Source organism: Streptomyces sp. NPDC004284, assembly GCF_042874035.1.
Classification (GTDB): domain Bacteria; phylum Actinomycetota; class Actinomycetes; order Streptomycetales; family Streptomycetaceae; genus Streptomyces.
On sequence record NZ_JBIAMJ010000003.1, the window covers coordinates 375,228 to 392,825 of the forward strand.

At 70.5% G+C, this 17,598-nt stretch carries 15 protein-coding genes and 2 tRNA genes; 12 read left to right on the top strand and 5 right to left on the bottom strand.

What is annotated here, in order from left to right; all coding sequences use genetic code 11:
• Window positions 1-69 precede the first annotated feature (69 nt).
• A complete protein-coding gene (locus ACFYUS_RS11285) occupies window positions 70-564 on the top strand; it encodes a ribose-5-phosphate isomerase (RefSeq protein WP_041129238.1) in 495 nt (164 codons plus the stop codon).
• Window positions 564-1,373 carry an Fpg/Nei family DNA glycosylase gene (locus ACFYUS_RS11290; RefSeq protein WP_388848628.1) on the top strand — a complete coding sequence of 270 codons (810 nt, stop codon included), beginning with the start codon at window positions 564-566 and terminating at the stop codon, window positions 1,371-1,373. The genes ACFYUS_RS11285 and ACFYUS_RS11290 overlap by 1 nt, the downstream gene beginning before the upstream one ends.
• A gap of 5 nt (window positions 1,374-1,378) precedes the next feature.
• Here ACFYUS_RS11290 and ACFYUS_RS11295 read toward each other — a convergent pair whose 3' ends face one another.
• Window positions 1,379-2,608 carry a GNAT family N-acetyltransferase gene (locus ACFYUS_RS11295; RefSeq protein WP_388848631.1) on the bottom strand — a complete coding sequence of 410 codons (1,230 nt, stop codon included), beginning with the start codon at window positions 2,606-2,608 and terminating at the stop codon, window positions 1,379-1,381.
• A gap of 107 nt (window positions 2,609-2,715) precedes the next feature.
• Here ACFYUS_RS11295 and ACFYUS_RS11300 point away from each other — a divergent pair, with 107 nt between their 5' ends.
• Window positions 2,716-3,861 (top strand): PP2C family protein-serine/threonine phosphatase, encoded by a 1,146-nt coding sequence (locus ACFYUS_RS11300; protein WP_388848634.1) that lies wholly within the window; start codon window positions 2,716-2,718, stop codon window positions 3,859-3,861.
• A gap of 158 nt (window positions 3,862-4,019) precedes the next feature.
• The gene (locus ACFYUS_RS11305) at window positions 4,020-4,214 is read left to right on the top strand and encodes a hypothetical protein (RefSeq protein WP_116165539.1); all 195 of its coding nucleotides are present in this window, start codon (window positions 4,020-4,022) and stop codon (window positions 4,212-4,214) included.
• A gap of 84 nt (window positions 4,215-4,298) precedes the next feature.
• On the opposite strand, the gene ACFYUS_RS11310 is transcribed toward ACFYUS_RS11305, so the two are convergent.
• Together ACFYUS_RS11310 and ACFYUS_RS11315 are read right to left on the bottom strand one after the other, a co-directional pair.
• Window positions 4,299-4,856 (bottom strand): amphi-Trp domain-containing protein, encoded by a 558-nt coding sequence (locus ACFYUS_RS11310; protein ID WP_388848637.1) that lies wholly within the window; start codon window positions 4,854-4,856, stop codon window positions 4,299-4,301.
• 137 nt (window positions 4,857-4,993) lie between these two features.
• A tRNA-Gly gene (locus ACFYUS_RS11315) sits at window positions 4,994-5,067 on the bottom strand.
• Window positions 5,068-5,200: 133 nt separating this feature from the next.
• Between ACFYUS_RS11315 and ACFYUS_RS11320 the strand changes: the two genes are divergently transcribed.
• From ACFYUS_RS11320 to clpX, 5 genes are all read left to right on the top strand, one after another.
• Window positions 5,201-5,277, top strand: a tRNA-Pro gene (locus ACFYUS_RS11320).
• 170 nt (window positions 5,278-5,447) lie between these two features.
• Window positions 5,448-6,833 carry a trigger factor gene (gene tig, locus ACFYUS_RS11325; protein WP_388848640.1) on the top strand — a complete coding sequence of 462 codons (1,386 nt, stop codon included), beginning with the start codon at window positions 5,448-5,450 and terminating at the stop codon, window positions 6,831-6,833.
• Between the two features lie 240 nt (window positions 6,834-7,073).
• A complete protein-coding gene (locus ACFYUS_RS11330) occupies window positions 7,074-7,691 on the top strand; it encodes an ATP-dependent Clp protease proteolytic subunit (protein WP_086823894.1) in 618 nt (205 codons plus the stop codon).
• Between the two features lie 65 nt (window positions 7,692-7,756).
• Window positions 7,757-8,419 carry an ATP-dependent Clp protease proteolytic subunit gene (locus ACFYUS_RS11335; RefSeq protein ID WP_376594046.1) on the top strand — a complete coding sequence of 221 codons (663 nt, stop codon included), beginning with the start codon at window positions 7,757-7,759 and terminating at the stop codon, window positions 8,417-8,419.
• Between the two features lie 156 nt (window positions 8,420-8,575).
• Complete coding sequence (gene clpX, locus ACFYUS_RS11340) at window positions 8,576-9,859, top strand: ATP-dependent Clp protease ATP-binding subunit ClpX (protein ID WP_030210686.1); 1,284 nt, start codon at window positions 8,576-8,578, stop codon at window positions 9,857-9,859.
• A 67-nt stretch (window positions 9,860-9,926) separates the two neighbouring features.
• Here the strand turns inward: clpX and ACFYUS_RS11345 are convergent, their stop codons facing one another.
• Window positions 9,927-10,907 carry a hypothetical protein gene (locus tag ACFYUS_RS11345; RefSeq protein WP_388848644.1) on the bottom strand — a complete coding sequence of 327 codons (981 nt, stop codon included), beginning with the start codon at window positions 10,905-10,907 and terminating at the stop codon, window positions 9,927-9,929.
• A 138-nt stretch (window positions 10,908-11,045) separates the two neighbouring features.
• On the opposite strand from ACFYUS_RS11345, the gene ACFYUS_RS11350 reads away from it, so the two are divergent.
• Together ACFYUS_RS11350 and ACFYUS_RS11355 are read left to right on the top strand one after the other, a co-directional pair.
• Window positions 11,046-13,673: a valine--tRNA ligase gene (locus ACFYUS_RS11350; protein ID WP_388848647.1), complete on the top strand. Its 2,628-nt coding sequence runs from the start codon at window positions 11,046-11,048 to the stop codon at window positions 13,671-13,673.
• Between the two features lie 148 nt (window positions 13,674-13,821).
• Window positions 13,822-14,961: a sensor histidine kinase gene (locus ACFYUS_RS11355; RefSeq protein WP_388848650.1), complete on the top strand. Its 1,140-nt coding sequence runs from the start codon at window positions 13,822-13,824 to the stop codon at window positions 14,959-14,961.
• A gap of 10 nt (window positions 14,962-14,971) precedes the next feature.
• On the opposite strand, the gene ACFYUS_RS11360 is transcribed toward ACFYUS_RS11355, so the two are convergent.
• Window positions 14,972-15,994 (bottom strand): rod shape-determining protein, encoded by a 1,023-nt coding sequence (locus tag ACFYUS_RS11360; protein WP_388848653.1) that lies wholly within the window; start codon window positions 15,992-15,994, stop codon window positions 14,972-14,974.
• A gap of 100 nt (window positions 15,995-16,094) precedes the next feature.
• Here ACFYUS_RS11360 and ACFYUS_RS11365 point away from each other — a divergent pair, with 100 nt between their 5' ends.
• A complete protein-coding gene (locus ACFYUS_RS11365) occupies window positions 16,095-17,597 on the top strand; it encodes a bifunctional folylpolyglutamate synthase/dihydrofolate synthase (RefSeq protein WP_388848656.1) in 1,503 nt (500 codons plus the stop codon).
• The last annotated feature ends 1 nt before the right edge of the window (window position 17,598 follow it).

The window sequence follows — 17,598 nt, forward strand, 5'->3', positions numbered from 1 at the left end:
TACCAGGCCGGGTGAAGCTCCCGACCCCGCTGCCTGCTACCCGGGCCCTGACGTGCCACACTCGGCATCATGCGCGTCTATATCGGTTCCGACCACGCCGGCTTTGAACTAAAGAACCACCTCGTCGAGTGGCTCAAGGCCCACGGCCACGAGCCCGTCGACTGCGGTCCCCACATCTACGACGCCCTGGACGACTACCCGCCGTTCTGCCTGCGCGCCGCCGAGAAGACGGCCGCGGACCCGGACAGCCTGGGCATCGTCATCGGCGGCTCCGGCAACGGCGAGCAGATCGCCGCGAACAAGGTGAAGGGGGTCCGCGCCGCCCTCGCCTGGAGCGAGCAGACCGCCGCCCTCGGCCGCGAGCACAACAACGCCAACGTGATCTCCGTCGGCGGCCGGATGCACACCCAGGAAGAGGCGACCAAGTTCGTCGAGATCTTCCTGAACACCCCGTACTCCGGTGACGAGCGTCACACCCGCCGCATCGACATGCTCTCGAAGTACGAGACCACCGGCGAGCTCCCGCCGATCCCCGCGCACCACCCGCAGGAGCCGACCGCCTGATGCCCGAAGGGCACACCATCCACCGGCTGGCCGCCGACCACCGCGAGCGGTTCGGCGGCCGGCCCGTGCGCGTCTCCAGCCCCCAGGGCAAGTTCGCCGACTCGGCGGCCCTGCTCGACGGCGCGACCCTGGAGACGACGGAGGCACACGGCAAACACCTCTTCCTGGGCTTCCCCGGCGAGGAATGGATCCACATCCACCTGGGCCTCTTCGGCAAGGTGAACTTCGGCGACGCCCCCGCCCCGCCGCCCACGGACACGGTCCGCCTCCGCCTCGCGAACCCCGAGGGGTACGTCGACCTGCGCGGCCCCACCACCTGCGCCCTGATCACGGACGCCGAGAAGCGGGCGATACACGACCGCCTCGGCCCCGACCCGCTCCGCGAGGACGACGACCCCGCCCGCGCCTGGCGCCGGATCTCGAAGTCCCGCACGACGATCGCCGCCCTCCTCATGGACCAGAAGGTCATCGCGGGCGTCGGCAACGTCTACCGCGCCGAGGTCCTCTTCCGGCACGGCATCGACCCGTACCGCGCGGGCAGGGACCTCACGGCGGGGGAGTGGGACGCGATCTGGACGGACCTGGCGGAGCTGATGCGCGAAGGCGTACGGAACAACCGCATCGACACGGTCCGCCCCGAACACACCCCCGAGGCCATGGGACGCCCGCCCCGCGTGGACGACCACGGCGGCGAGGTCTACGTCTACCGCCGCGCGAACCAGCCGTGCCACATCTGCGCGACGGAGATCCGCACGGCGGACCTGGCAGCCCGCAACCTCTTCTGGTGTCCGAGCTGCCAGCAGCGCTGACCCCGTCAGAACCCGTGCGGCAGCCAGGGCGCGACAGGTGACCCGAAGGCGACCGACGCCTCCACCAGCGCCCCTTCCCGCAGCTCCCGCACCCACCCGGCCGAGGCCAACGACACCAACGAGGTCCCGCCCAGGTACGCGGCCCCCAACTCCCGCGCGGACAGCGCGAGATCCGCGGGGTCGGAGGTCCGCACGCACACCGCCCCCTTCGCGTCCCCGGTCAACCGCCACCGCCCCTCGTTCCAGGGACAGAACGCGTCCGAGACCTCGAACACCACGTCCACCGGCGCCTGGTACGTCCGCGCCTCCAGCGCCGCGCCCACCTCCACGAGGCGCACGTGCAGCCCGTCCCGCACCGTCGGCTCGCACCGCCGCACGTCGCTCACCAGGTGCTGCCAGCCGTCGTCCACGGGCCGGCTGCGGATCCGTACCGACGAGGTCAGGTCCACCGAGCAGAGGAACCGCCACAGCGCCGCCTCGGCCAGCGGGTCGAGCCCCATCAACTGGTGCACGTCCACGGAACCTTCAGCCCCCGCGAAGGACCAGCCCGGCTTGATCGCGTAGTGCGCGAAGCCCACGACCTCCCCGTCCCGCTCCGCGAGCACGCACTGCCGAGGCGACGCGCCCTCCCGGTCGCCCGGCGGGTCGAGCAGCGGCAGCCGCTCCCACCCGGGCCGGCGCGTGAGCATCCCGGGCCGCCCCGGCACGAGCTTCTCGTACAGCGCCTCGCACACCGCCGAGGACTCCGCCGGACCGGCCAGGCGCAGGGAGACCCCGTCCGTGCCCTCCGGGACCGCGAGCCGCACGCGGTTCGTGTCGATCTTCGCGTGCACCGAGTACGCGCCGACGCCGTAGCCGAACCGCCCGTAGATCCCCGGCTCCGAGGCCGTGAGTACGGCCAGGCACTCGCCCGCGGCCCGCAGGTCGTCCAGCTGCCGCCGCATCATCGAGGTCAGGATCCCGCGCCGCCGATGCGTCCCGGCCACGCTCACCATCGTCACCCCGCCCGCCGGGACCGACGCCCCGCCCGGCACCGTCAGCCCGAACGAGAACGACCCCGCCGTACCGACGCACAGGTCGCCCTCCCAGGCACCCAGGGAACGGTCGCACTCGGTCAGGTCGTGCCACAGCCGCCGCTCCTCCGGCGACTCCTGCACACCCCCGAACGCGAGTTCCAGCACCCCGAACCAGCGATCCCACTCCGACGGGTCGAGAACCCGCAGTTCAGTCGTCATATGCCATCGATATCAGCGGCGCGCGCCCGGGGCGACCCGATTTCAGGCACATTGTCACCGGGGTACCCCCTGCACGATGTCCGACGGGATGGATAGGGTCCAGGCCAATGGGACAGCGCGCCGGAGTGAACACGTACGCGGCCCGGACACGCAGGCGCGTGCGCCGGGCCCGCATCGCGCTGCGCAGATCCGCCGTCGACTACTTCCGCGGCGACGGCGCGGACTGGCTCGCCTTCGCCGGACTCCTCCTGATGATCCCGGCCATCGCGTGCGGAACCCTCTTCAACCCCCTCTGGTGCGCACCCGTCGCGATCGTCCTGCCCATCGTGGCCGGCGGGCTGCTGCTGCGCCCCGCCAGCCTGCTCGCCCTGTACGCGGCGGCCGCGGGCGCCCTCATCGTCGAGTCCGTCGTCCTCGGCCCGTACACCCAGGGACCGGCCAGGGTCACCCCCGGCACCGTCCTGGTCGTCGCCGCCTGCGGACTCTTCGGGCTGCTCATCGCCCAGTTCCGGGCCCGGGTCGGCGTGCCCTGGCGGCGCGGCGGCACCATGCTCTTCGACCTGCGCGAACGCATCCGCGTCCAGAGCGCCCTGCCCCGGCTCCCCCGGGGCTGGCACCGCGAGATGGCGCTGCGCCCGGCCGGCGGCCAGTCCTTCTCGGGCGACTTCGTCGTCGCCGCCCGCACCCACGGCGGACGCACCCTGGAGGTCGTCCTCACCGACGTCTCCGGCAAGGGCATGGACGCGGCCTCCCGCTCCCTGCTGCTCTCCGGCGCCTTCGGCGGACTCCTCGGCTCGCTCCCGCCGCACGGCTTCCTCCCCGCGGCCAACGGCTACCTCCTCCGCCAGAACTGGGACGAGGGCTTCGCCACCTCCATCCACCTCGTCCTCGACCTGGAGTCCGGCGACTACGAGCTGTTCTCGGCCGGCCACCTGCCCGCCCTCCAGCTCCACGCGGGCAGCGGGCGCTGGGAGGAGAAGGCCGCCGACGGCCCCCTCCTCGGCGTCTACGACGGGGCCGAGTTCCACCCGGTCAAGGGCTCGCTGCGCCCCGGCGACGTCCTCATGCTCTTCACCGACGGCCTGGTCGAGGCCGCCGACCGGGACATCGCCGAGGGCATCGACCGCCTCACCGGCGAGGCCGACCGCTGCGTCGCCGAAGGCTTCGAGGGCGTCGCCTGGCACCTGATCGAAGCCGTCGCCAAGGACGTCAACGACGACCGGGCCCTGCTGCTGCTCTCCCGCCCCGCCTGACCCCCCTGCCGCCCCCGTACGACGTGATCTTCTCCACGACGATTCGTCACCCGGCAGCGAGGGCAGGGGGGTTGGTGGCACGATGGAGACAGCGGGGGGCGTTCCGAGACGGGAACTCCCTGGTGGGCAAGGCGGACCGACCAAGGGTGTGATCAGTTGTGGCCATTTCACTGTCTGTGGTGTTGCTGTTGGCAATCATCCTGGTAGTGCTGATCCGAGGGGGAAACCTCAAGGGCGGCCCGGCCGTGGTCGCGGTCCTCTTCGGCTTCTTCCTCGCCTCCACCGGCATGGCCGACGACATCCAGCGCTTCCTGGACTCGATAACGCAGACGATCGCCTCCATCAAGTTCTGACGGGGCCGGGCGGGGCCGGGGCCGGGGGACGGGCCGGGGCCGGGGCCATGTCGGGGCGGGACGCGGCTCAGCCGCGCTCCCCCTCTAGGCCTTCTTCTTGGCGCTCTTCTTGCCGCCACCACCGGCCGACGAGGCCGACTTCTTGGCGACCGGCTTCGTGGCGGGTGACTTCGGGGCCGGCTTCTTGGCGGCCGGCTTCTTCGCCACCGGCTTCTTGGCGGGCGACTTCTCGGCCGCCGGCTTCTTCGCGACGGGCTTCTTCGCGACAGGCTTCTCGGCCGCCGGCTTCTTCTCGGTCGACTTCTTCTCGGCCGGCTTCTTCGCGGACGGCGGGGCGGCGGCAGCCGGTTTCCCGGGCGCGGGCTTCTTGGCCGCCGGCTTCGCGGGCGCGGCCTCGGCCGGCGCGCCCTTCCGGCCGCCGACGGGCCAGGTGAACTCGATCTCGAGCTCGATCTCCCCGTCCTCCAGCTCCAGTTCCACCTCGCAGCGCAGCTCCTCCGGGATGCGCAGGTCCACCGTCCCCGACCCGAACGCGAGCTCCGCCTCCCCGCCCTTCCTCAGCGCGGCGGCGAGGGCCGTCAACTGATCGGCCGCTTCGGTGCGGGACATGGAGCGCTTCCGCTCGAACTTGAAATCCTTCATGACTGCCTCCGGGGTGACGGGGGAGACCGGGACGGGGAGATCAAGTCTGCCCGCGCCCCCGGCACCCGGCATCTCGTGCCGCCCGGAAACGGCGTCAGGGCCGGTCCGGAGAATCTCCGGACCGGCCCTGAGCCGTATGGAGCGGGTGACGGGAATCGAACCCGCGTAGCTAGTTTGGAAGACTAGTGCTCTACCATTGAGCTACACCCGCACAGCATCGCGCCGCAGGTCACGAGGACCGCGGCACGAGGAGCATGGTAGCCGGTCAGTGGCCCTTCGCGCACACCCTGAAAATCGGGGGGCGCCGCACAGTCTCCGTCCATGTACCCTACGTGTCGCACCGACGGGGTGTGGCGCAGCTTGGTAGCGCGTCCGCTTTGGGAGCGGAAGGCCGTGGGTTCAAATCCCGCCACCCCGACCATGACGATCACGCGCGGAGCGCGCGCTCATTGATCACGTTGTGGGCGTCATCCCGCTTGCGGTTACTATGCAAGCTGCGTGCCCGTGTGTCTTTCTGACCGGGCCGACCCGCCGGAACCGCCACACGCGGCCCCGGCGGATTCCAGGAATCAGCCACAAGGAGACCGAACCGTGAAGAGCGCCGTGGAGACCCTGAACCCGACCCGGGTTCGGCTCACTGTCGAGGTGCCCTTCGAGGAGCTCAAGGACAGCCTCGACGCGGCGTACAAGAAGATCAACCAGCAGGTCACGGTCAAGGGCTTCCGTAAGGGCAAGATCCCGGCTCGCGTGATCGACCAGCGGTTCGGCCGCGGCGCCGTGCTGGAGGAGGCCGTCAACGACGCGCTCCCGAAGTTCTACACCGAGGCCGTCAACGAGGCCGAGGTCAACCCGCTCGGCCAGCCCGAGGTCGACATCACCGAGCTGAAGGACGGCGAGCTGCTGGCCTTCACCGCCGAGGTCGACGTCCGCCCGACGATCGAGATCCCGGACTACTCCGGCATCGAGGTCACCGTCGACGCGGTCGAGGTCACCGACGAGGACGTCGAGAAGTCCGTGGAGCAGCTCCGCGAGCGCTTCGCCTCGACGAAGGCCGTCGAGCGCGCCGCCGCCGAGGGCGACGTCGTCACCATCGACCTCGAGGCCAAGGTCGACGGCGAGGTGCTGGCCGACGGCGTCGCCAGCGACGTCTCGTACACCATCGGCTCCGGCGAGCTGCTCGACGGCATCGACGAGGCCGTCAAGGGCCTGGAGGCCGGTGGCGAGGCCACCTTCACCTCGCAGCTGAAGGGCGGCTCCGCCGAGGGCAAGGACGCGGAGATCACCGTCAAGGTGACCGCCGTCGCCGCCCGTGAGCTCCCCGAGCTGGACGACGAGTTCGCGCAGCTGGCGTCCGAGTTCGACACCCTCGACGAGCTCAAGGCCGACAGCCGCAAGCGCCTCGAGAACATGAAGCAGTTCGACCAGGCCACCCAGGCCCAGGAGCGCGTCCTCGACGAGCTCCTCAAGCTGGTCGAGGTCCCGATGCCCGAGAAGCTTCTCGAGGACGAGATCAACACCCGCAAGCACAACCTGGAGCACCACCAGCTCGGCCAGATGGGCCTCGACCTCGCGAAGTACCTGGAGATCCAGGGCAAGACCGAGGAGGAGTTCCTGGCCGAGACCAAGGAGCAGGCCGAGAAGGGCATCAAGACGCAGTTCATCCTCGATGAGCTCGTCAACAAGGAGAAGCTCGACGTCTCCCGCGAGGAGCTCACCGAGCACCTGTTCCGCCGTGCCGCCTCCTCCGGCATGAGCCCCGACCAGTTCGCCCAGGCCGTGGCCCAGCAGGGCCAGGTCCCGATGCTCGTCGGCGAGGTCGCCCGCGGCAAGGCCCTCGCGGTCGTCGTCGAGGCCGCCACGGTCAAGGACACCAACGGTGAGATCGTCGACCTCTCGGACGACGAGGACGAGGTCGAGACCGCCGCCGAGGCCGTCGAGGCCGTCACCGGCGAGGCCGAGGTCTCCGAGGACAAGTAAGGGCCCCCGCCCCCGGCGGACCCTGCTCCACGGGCCCGTACGCACTGCTGTGCGTACGGGCCCGTGGACGTACGCGGACCCTCTTACACGCCCCCAACTACCTTGCGCTCCCAGCGAACAGTTCGGGAACCGGGATGGCGTTGTCCGACCTGCGCGTTAGGGTCCATGAATACGAGGGCACTGCCCTCAGAACAAGACGCTGAGACGGCCCGGGGCCGTCGGAGACGAGCAGGTGGATACGTGACGAATCTGAAGCCTTACGCCGCGGGTGAGCCGTCCATCGGTGGCGGCCTCGGCGACCATGTCTACAACCGGCTGCTCGGCGAGCGGATCATCTTCCTCGGCCAGCAGGTCGACGACGAGATCGCCAACAAGATCACCGCGCAGATGCTCCTCCTGGCCGCCGAGCCGGAGAAGGACATCTTCCTGTACATCAACAGCCCCGGCGGCTCGGTGACGGCCGGCATGGCGGTCTACGACACCATGCAGTTCATCCCGAACGACGTCGTCACCATCGGTATGGGCATGGCGGCCTCCATGGGTCAGTTCCTGCTCACCGCCGGCACCCCCGGCAAGCGCTTCGCGCTGCCGAACACCGACATCCTGATGCACCAGGGCTCCGCCGGCATCGGCGGCACCGCCTCCGACATCAAGATCCAGGCCGAGTACCTCCTGCGCACCAAGAAGCGCATGGCCGAGATCACCGCGCACCACTCCGGCCAGACCGTCGAGGCGATCATCCGCGACGGCGACCGCGACCGCTGGTTCACCGCGGACGAGGCCAAGGAGTACGGCCTCATCGACGACATCATCACGCACGCCGCGGGTGTTCCGGGCGGCGGCGGCACGGGCGCCTGAGCGCCGGCAGCCCGCCGAAGAGCCCCCAGCCCCCTCTGAACGCCACCAGGACGGTGAACACCCAGATGCAGAACCACCTCTCCCCGAGCGGCCTCTACACCGGCGCGCCGATGGACAACCGCTACGTCGTGCCGCGCTTCGTCGAGCGCACCTCGCAGGGCGTGCGCGAGTACGACCCGTACGCGAAGCTCTTCGAGGAGCGCGTGATCTTCCTCGGCGTGCAGATCGACGACGCCTCCGCCAACGACGTCATGGCGCAGCTGCTGTGCCTGGAGTCGATGGACCCGGACCGCGACATCTCGATCTACATCAACAGCCCGGGCGGCTCCTTCACCGCCCTCACGGCGATCTACGACACGATGCAGTTCGTGAAGCCGGACATCCAGACGGTCTGCATGGGTCAGGCGGCCTCCGCCGCGGCCGTGCTGCTCGCCGCCGGCACCCCCGGCAAGCGGATGGCCCTGCCGAACGCCCGCGTGCTGATCCACCAGCCCTCCGGCGGCACCGGCCGTGAGCAGCTCTCCGACCTGGAGATCGCGGCCAACGAGATCCTGCGCATGCGCAGCCAGCTGGAGGAGATGCTGGCCAAGCACTCCTCGACGCCGATCGAGAAGATCCGCGACGACATCGAGCGCGACAAGATCCTGACGGCCGAGGACGCCCTGGCGTACGGCCTGATCGACCAGATCGTCTCGACCCGCAAGAGCACGGCCTCCGCCGAGCGCTGACGCCCGACCTTCCCTCGCCGTGGTTGGCGTGGCCGAATTGCGACCATGCCAACCACGCCAAGGGGGGCCCGAACGAGGGGCCCGGCAAGGTACCGTCGAATATGAGGCACCAGGAGTCGCTGAACCAAGCGCTCCCAGGCGAAGGGGAAGCACCTCGTGGCACGCATCGGTGATGGCGGCGATCTGCTCAAGTGCTCGTTCTGCGGAAAGAGCCAGAAGCAGGTGAAGAAGCTCATCGCGGGACCCGGTGTGTACATCTGCGACGAGTGCATCGACCTCTGCAACGAGATCATCGAGGAAGAACTCGCGGAGACGAGCGAGGTGCGCTGGGAGGAACTCCCCAAGCCCCGCGAGATCTACGAGTTCCTCGAGGGCTATGTCGTCGGCCAGGAGCCGGCGAAGAAGGCCCTCTCGGTCGCGGTGTACAACCACTACAAGCGCGTCCAGGCCGGCGAGAACGGCGGCGCGCAGGGCCGTGACGACGCCATCGAACTGGCGAAGTCCAACATTCTGCTGCTCGGCCCCACGGGCTCGGGCAAGACGCTGCTCGCGCAGACCCTGGCCCGCATGCTCAACGTCCCGTTCGCCATCGCCGACGCGACGGCGCTGACGGAGGCCGGCTATGTCGGCGAGGACGTCGAGAACATCCTGCTCAAGCTGATCCAGGCGGCCGACTACGACGTCAAGAAGGCCGAGACCGGGATCATCTACATCGACGAGATCGACAAGGTCGCCCGCAAGAGCGAAAACCCGTCGATCACGCGTGACGTGAGCGGTGAGGGCGTGCAGCAGGCCCTCCTGAAGATCCTGGAGGGCACGACGGCCTCCGTCCCGCCGCAGGGCGGCCGGAAGCACCCGCACCAGGAGTTCATCCAGATCGACACGACGAACGTGCTCTTCATCGTGGGCGGCGCCTTCGCCGGCCTGGAGAAGATCATCGAGTCGCGGGCGGGCGCCAAGGGCATCGGCTTCGGGGCGACCATCCGCTCCAAGCGCGAGATCGAGGCGAGCGACCAGTTCCAGGAGGTCATGCCGGAGGACCTGGTGAAGTTCGGGATGATCCCCGAGTTCATCGGCCGTCTCCCCGTCCTCACCTCCGTCCACAACCTGGACCGCGAGGCGCTCCTCCAGATCCTGGTCGAGCCGCGCAACGCGCTGGTGAAGCAGTACCAGCGCCTCTTCGAACTCGACGGTGTGGAGCTGGACTTCGACCGCCCGGCCCTGGAGGCCATCGCCGACCAGGCGATCCTCCGCGGCACCGGCGCGCGCGGCCTGCGCGCCATCATGGAGGAGGTCCTCCAGTCGGTCATGTACGAGGTCCCGTCCCGCAAGGACGTGGCCCGCGTGGTCATCACGGCCGACGTCGTCCGCGACAACGTCAACCCGACGCTGGTCCCGCGGATCGTGAAGAACGACGGCAGGCACGAGAAGTCCGCCTGAACCGCCCGGACATGAAAGGGGCGCCCCGCCGACCGGCGGGGCGCCCCTTTCATGTCCGGGCCGCTGATCAGGCCTTGCTGCGGGAGGCCTTGTACTGCTGGGCCGCCAGGTCGGCGACCTGGTCCAGGGAGAGGGGCTGGCCGGCGCCGGTCATCGCGGCCAGGTCCATGGCGTTGACGACGCCGAGGGTGCTGTAGTCGGCCCAGATGCACGTCGGCACCGTGAACGACTTCGGGCCCGGGGTCGTCTCCGTCTTGGTGCTTTCGAGGCTGATGTTCTGGCACTTCATCAGCGCGCCCTCGAAGCCGGCCGGGGTCTTGCTCTCCGGGCTGCCGACCGGGGTCACCTTGATGTCCTCGGACTGGCCGGTCTGGTCCTTCTGGTAGTTCGCGAACGCGGTGTCGAGCGCCTTCTCCGGGTCGGCGATCTCGCCCCACATGCCGTTCAGGCCCATGTTCTTGCCCTTGAGCGGGTCGGTGCCGCCGGCCTTGTAGGAGGCCTGGACCGCCTTGGCGTTCTTGATCCCCATGGCGGCGGCGCTGGCCTGCTGCTTGGGGGTCAGGGTGCCGCTGCTCTTGTCGGCGCCCTCCTTCTTGTACTCGCCGACCGTGGCGGCAGGGGTGATCTTGTACCCCTTGGTGTCGTCGGCGACGGCGCCGTTCCCGCCACCGCCCCCGATCACGAAGTACGCCGCCACGCCGATCGCCGCGACGACCGCGATGCCGCCGATGACCCAGCCCGCCTTGGACTTCTTCGGGGCGGGCGGGTGGGGCATGTAGCCGCCGGGGCCCTGGGGGGCGCCGTACGGGGGCTGCTGGCCGTAGGGGGCGGGCTGCTGCGGGTAGCCGTAGGGGGGCTGCTGCGGGGGGACGCCCTGCGGGGCCTGCTGGGGGTATCCGTAACCCGGCTGCGGAGCCTGCGGCTGGCCGTAGGGGCCGGGCTGCTGACCGTACGGGCCCGGCTGCTGCGGCTGCTGGCCGTAGGGTCCCGGCTGGCCGTAAGGGCCAGGCTGCTGGCCGCCGTACGGGCCCGGCTGGTTGTAGCTCATCGACAGGTTCCCCTCACAGGATGTTTATGCCTGGTGAACATCCTGTCGGAACCGAGGAGCCGCAGGTGCGGCGGGGGCCACACCGTTACCGAACCAAAGCGTTTCGGGACAGTGGTGGGACACCCCTAAACTGGCCCCGTGACCGAGAACACTCAGCAGCAGACAGCGCCCACCACCGAACTGCCGACCACCTACGCGCCGGCCGAGGTAGAGGGGCCGCTGTACGAGCGCTGGGTAGACCGGGGGTACTTCACCGCCGACGCGAAGTCCGAGAAGCCGCCGTACACCATCGTCATCCCGCCGCCGAACGTCACGGGCGCCCTCCACCTGGGCCACGCCTTCCAGGTGACGCTCATGGACGCGCTGACCCGCCGCAAGCGCATGCAGGGCTTCGAGACGCTCTGGCTGCCGGGCATGGATCACGCCGGCATCGCGACCCAGAACAAGGTCGAGCAGCAGCTCGCCGAGGAGGGCAAGTCCCGCCACGACCTGGGCCGTGACCAGTTCGTCGAGCGCGTCTGGCAGTGGAAGGACGAGTACGGCGGCCGGATCCTCGGCCAGCTGCGCCGCCTCGGCGCCGGTCTCGACTGGTCGCGCGAGCGCTTCACCATGGACGAGGGCCTCTCCAAGGCCGTCCAGAAGATCTTCAAGGACCTCTACGAGGACGGTCTGATCTACCGCGCCGAGCGCATCATCAACTGGTGCCCGCGCTGTCTGACGGCCATCTCCGACATCGAGGTCGAGTACCAGGACGACGCCGGCGAGCTCGTCTCCATCCGGTACGGCGAGGGCGAGGACAGCCTCGTCGTCGCCACCACCCGCGCCGAGACGATGCTCGGTGACACGGCCGTCGCCGTCCACCCGGACGACGAGCGGTACAAGCACCTGGTCGGCAAGCAGATCAAGCTGCCGCTGACGGACCGTACGATCCCCGTCGTCGCCGACACGCACGTCGACCCGGAGTTCGGCACCGGCGCCGTCAAGGTGACCCCGGCGCACGACCCGAACGACTTCGAGATCGGCCGCCGCCACGACCTGCCCTCGCTCACCGTCATGGACGAGCACGGCATCATCACCGTCCACGGCCCCTTCCTCGGCCTGGACCGCTTCGAGGCCCGCTCGGCGATCGTCGGCGCGCTCAAGGAGCAGGGCCGGATCGTCGCCGAGAAGCGTCCGTACATGCACTCGGTGGGTCACTGCTCGCGCTGCAAGACGACCGTCGAGCCGCGCCTGTCGATGCAGTGGTGGGTCAAGGTCGGCCCGCTGGCGCAGGCCGCCGGCGACGCCGTCCGCGACGGCTCCGTCGAGATCCACCCGAAGGAGCTCTCCAAGCGCTACTTCGACTGGGTCGACAACATGCACGACTGGTGCATCTCGCGCCAGCTGTGGTGGGGCCACCGCATCCCGATCTGGTACGGCCCCGAGGGCCAGGTCGTCTGCGTCGGACCCGACGAGGAGGCGCCCGGCACCGAGGCCGAGGGCTGGACCCAGGACCCCGACGTCCTGGACACCTGGTTCTCGTCCGGCCTGTGGCCGTTCTCCACGCTCGGCTGGCCGGAGAAGACCCCGGACCTGGCGAAGTTCTACTCGACCGACGTCCTGCTCACCGGCCACGACATCATCTTCTTCTGGGTCGCCCGGATGATGATGTTCGGCCTGTACGCGATGGACGGCGAGGTCCCCTTCAAGACCGTCGCCCTGACCGGTCTCGTCCGCGACGAGTTCGGCAAGAAGATGTCGAAGTCCAACCCGAACGCGGTCGACCCGCTGGACTGGATGAACGCCTACGGCTCCGACGCCGTCCGCTTCACCCTGGCCAAGGGCGCCACCCCGGGCGCCGACGTGCCGATCGGCGAGGACTGGGTCCAGGCGTCCCGGAACTTCGCCAACAAGATCTGGAACGCGACCCGTTTCGCGATGATGAACGGCGCGAACATCGACGGCCCGCTGCCGGACGCCTCCGAGATGTCGGCGACCGACCGCTGGATCCTGTCCCGTCTGAACGAGACGGTCGCCCAGGTCGACGCGTACTACGAGGACTTCCAGTTCGCCAAGCTGAGCGAGTCGCTCTACCACTTCGCGTGGGACGAGGTCTTCGCCTGGTACGTCGAGCTGTCGAAGACCACGTTCTTCGCGGGCGGCGAGGGCGCCAAGGTCTCCGGCCGCGTCCTCGGCGAGGTCCTGGACGTCATGCTGCGGCTGCTGCACCCGATCGTCCCGTTCGTCACCGAGACCCTGTGGACCACCCTCACGGGCGGCGAGTCCCTGGTGATCGCGGACTGGCCGAAGGACTCGGGCTTCCGCGACGAGGCCGCCGAGAAGGAGATCGAGCTGGTCCAGCGGGTCGTCACCGAGGTCCGCCGCTTCCGCAAGGAGCAGGGCCTCCAGGACGCCCAGAAGGTGCCCGCCCGCCTCACGCTCGACGGCACCGCGCTCGTCGCGCACGAGGCCGCCATCCGCCAGATCCTGCGCCTCCAGCCGGAGGGCGAGGGCTTCTCCGCCACCGCCTCCCTGCCGGTCGCCGGCGCCACCGTCGCGCTCGACCTCTCGGGCACGATCGACGTCGCCGCCGAGCGCAAGCGCCTCGCGAAGGACCTCGCGGCGGCCGAGAAGGAGAAGGCGCAGGCCGAGGGCAAGCTCGGCAACGAGGCCTTCCTCGCCAAGGCCCCGGACAACGTGGTCGACAAGATCCGCACCCGCCTCGCCAAGGCGGACGAGGACATCGCCCGCATCCAGAACCAGCTGGCGACCCTGCCGCAGGCCTAGGACGCGACGCCTCATACGCGCCGAAGGGGCCCGGAACCGTTTCGCACGGTTCCGGGCCCCTTCGGCTTTGTCCGTTTGTGGGTGAGATCACGCGACTTGTGACCGAAGTCCAGAGGCACGGGACGAAAGACCCTGGATGATGGGAGGCATGTCCCGCCTCCCCACCGTCCCCGCGCTCCGCCGTTGCGTGGACCGGTGGGCCGTCTCGCCCCGCGCCCTCGACGTCGTCGCCGCACTCAGCGCCTTCGGCCTGATGGTCCTGGACGTGCCGGGGCTCGCCCGCGCCGACAACTCCCTCACCGGGGTCACCGCGACCCTGGTCCTGGCGGCCGGCGCGGCCACGCTCGTGCTGCGGCGCCGGCTGCCCTGGCTGCCGTACGCCGTGGCGCTCGGCCTGATGGGCTGGCTGCACGAGTTCACCATGATCCAGTTCGCGCTGTATTCGATCGGCCGGTTCCGGGGGCGCCGCGCCGCCATCACCGCGACCCTGCTGTACGTCGGTGTCGCGTACGCCTACTTCCTCACGCCCGGCTGGCCCGCCAAACACGGCGAGACCCTCAGCGAGTTCCTCGGCCTCGTCGTCCCGATCGGCGTCCTCGCGGCGGGCGTCGGCATCGCCGCGTACCGGCAGGACCTCGTCCGGGCCCTGGAGGTCCAGCGCCGCGAGGCCGCCGCCCGGCAGGCCGTGCAGGAGGAGCGGATCTCCGTCGGCCGGGACGTCCACGACCTGGTCGGCCGCGAGCTCACCGTCCTCGCGGTACGGGCCGAGGTCCTCGCCGTACGGGCCAGGGGAGAGGCCCACCAGAAGGACTTCGAGGAGCTCGCGGACACCGCCCGGCGGGCCCACCTCATGCTCAACGAGACGATCGTGCGCCGCGCCGACCGGGACGCCGACACCCCCGGCCTCGAAGGGCTCGCCGCGCTCGCGGAGGAGGGCGAGCGGATGGGCAGCCCCGTCGACCTGACGGTCGCCGAGGAGGCCAAGGCGCTGTCCCCGCTCCGGCAGGCCGCCGTCCACCGGGTCGTCCGGGAGTGCCTCACGAACGCCGCCAAGCACGCGCCCGGCCTCCCGGTGACCGTCGCGATCACGGTCGAGGGCCCCGACCTGCGGATCGAGGTCCGCAACCCGCTGCCGAAGACCCCGCCGGACCCGGCCCCCGTCTCCACCGGCACCGGCCTCCTCTCCATGGAGGAGCGCGTCACGAGCATGGGCGGCACCCTGAAGGCCCGCCGGAAGGACGGCGCCTACCGGGTGACGGCCCTGCTCCCCACGGGCCTGGGGCGCTGACCAGCGGGTCCTACCGGACCGTCTCCGCCTTCCCCAGGACCCGCTGGAGCCCGTCGAAGTCCTCCACGCACCGGCCCGAGCCCAGCGCGACACAGTCCAGGGGCTCGTCGGCGACGAAGACGGGGATGCCGGTCGCCGAGGCCATGCGCAGGTCCAGGCCCGGGAGCAGCGCGCCGCCGCCGGTCAGGACGATGCCGTGCTCCATCACGTCGCCGGACAGCTCCGGCGGGCACTCCTCCAGCGTCGCCCGTACGGCCGCGATGATCGCCTCCACCGGCTCGTCGAGCGCCGCCCGGACCTCCGGGACCGCCAGCTCCACCGTCCTCGGCAGCCCGCTGACCTTCTCCCGTCCCCGGACGGTGAACGTCCGCCGCTCGAACTCCTCGCCGCCCGGCACCGGCCAGGCCGAGCCGATCGCGACCTTCACGTCCTCGGCCGTCCGCTCGCCGACGAGCAGCGAGTGCTCCTTGCGGACGTAGTCGGTGAGGGCCGTGTCGAGCCGGTCGCCGCCCACCCGCAGCGACTGGGCCGTGACGATCCCGCCGAGGGAGATCACGGCGACCTCGGTCGTGCCGCCGCCGATGTCGACGACCATCGAACCGCGCGGCGAGGAGACGGGGAGCCCGGCGCCGATCGCCGCCGCCATCGGCTCCTCGATCAGATGGACCGCCCGCGCCCCCGCCGAGAGGGAGGCGTGCACGATCGCCCGCCGCTCGACCTGGGTCACCCCGCTCGGCACGCACACCACCATCCGGGTGCGGGGCCGCCGCCGGCCCGGGACGGCCTTGCGGACGAAGTGCCGGATCATCTCCTCGGCCGCCTCGTAGTCGCTGATCACCCCGTCCCGCAGGGGCCGGATCGCGGTGATCGAACCGGGCGTGCGGCCGATCGTCTCCTTCGCCTCCGTGCCGACCGCGAGCGCCTGCCGGGAGCCCTCCTGGACCGCCACCACGGACGGTTCGTTGAGCACGATGCCCCGGCCCCGGGCGTAGAGGAGCGTGTTGGCCGTGCCGAGGTCGATCCCTATGTCCATGATCGCCAAGTTTGCCGGGGTGATCGCGCGGACGGGGGACCGAAAGTCCCGAAAGGGGTGGGTCCATGGTCCTGTCGGCACCCCTCCGTAGACTGGGTGCGTGAGTGAGCCGAGCGACCAGCGCGACGACCAGTTCGACGAGATCGTCGACGCCGAGACCGACCGAGACCCCGACCTGGCGGTGATCGAGGCCGGCAGCCGCACCCTGCGCGCCCAGGCGGGCCCGCCGCAGGGCGACCCCGTGCCCAGCCGCCCCGAGGACCCCGAGCTCGACAAGGCGCTGCGCGAGGTCGAGACCGAGCTGTCCACCCGCTGGGGCGAGACCAAGCTGGAGCCCTCCGTCACCCGGATCGCGGCCCTGATGGACGTCCTCGGCGAGCCGCAGCGCGCGTACCCCTCCGTCCACATCACCGGCACCAACGGCAAGACGTCGACGGCCCGCATGATCGAGGCCCTGCTCGGCGCCTTCGAGCTGCGCACCGGGCGGTACACCTCGCCGCACGTGCAGACCATCACCGAGCGGATCAGCCTGGACGGCGCCCCGATCTCCGCCGAGCGGTTCATCGAGACGTACCAGGACGTCAAGCCGTACGTGGAGCTGGTCGACGCCCGCGAGGAGTACCGGCTCTCCTTCTTCGAGGTCCTCACCGGCATGGCGTACGCGGCCTTCGCGGACGCCCCGGTCGACGCGGCCGTCGTCGAGGTCGGCATGGGCGGCACCTGGGACGCGACGAACGTCATCGACGCCTCCGTCGCCGTCGTCACCCCCATCGACCTCGACCACACCGACCGGCTCGGCGGGACGACCGCCGAGATCGCGGCGGAGAAGTCCGGGATCATCAAGCAGGGCGCGACCGTGATCCTGGCCCAGCAGCCGGTCGACGCGGCCCAGGTCCTGCTGAAGAAGGCCGTCGAGGTGGACGCGACCGTGGCCCGCGAGGGCATGGAGTTCGGCGTCGTCTCCCGCGAGATCGCGGTCGGCGGCCAGCTCCTCACCCTGCGCGGCCTCGGCGGCGAGTACGAGGACGTCTTCCTGCCGCTGCACGGCGCCTACCAGGCGCACAACGCCGTGGTGGCGCTCGCGGCGGTCGAGGCCTTCTTCGGGATCGGCGCCGAGCACGCCAGGACCCTGGACGTCGACACCGTCCGCCGGGCCTTCGCCCAGGTGGCCTCGCCGGGCCGCCTGGAGATCGTCCGTTCCTCGCCGACGGTCGTCCTGGACGCCGCGCACAACCCGCACGGCGCGCGGGCGACGGCGGAGGGCATCAGCGAGGCCTTCGGCTTCTCCCGGCTCATCGGCGTGGTCTCCACGAGCGGGGACAAGGACGCCAAGGGGCTCCTGGAGGCCTTCGAGCCGATCCTCGCGGAGGTCGTGATCACCGCGAACTCCAACCCGCGGGCCACCGACGTGGACGCGCTCGCCGCGATCGCGGTCGAGGTCTTCGGCGAGGACCGGGTCGTCGTCGAGCCCCGGCTGCCCGACGCCATCGAGGCGGCGATCACCCTCGCGGAGGAAGAGGCCGAGTACGGCGGCGCGGGCGTCCTCGTGACCGGGTCGATCTTCACGGTCGGCGACGCCCGGCTGCTGCTGCGGAGGGGCTGAA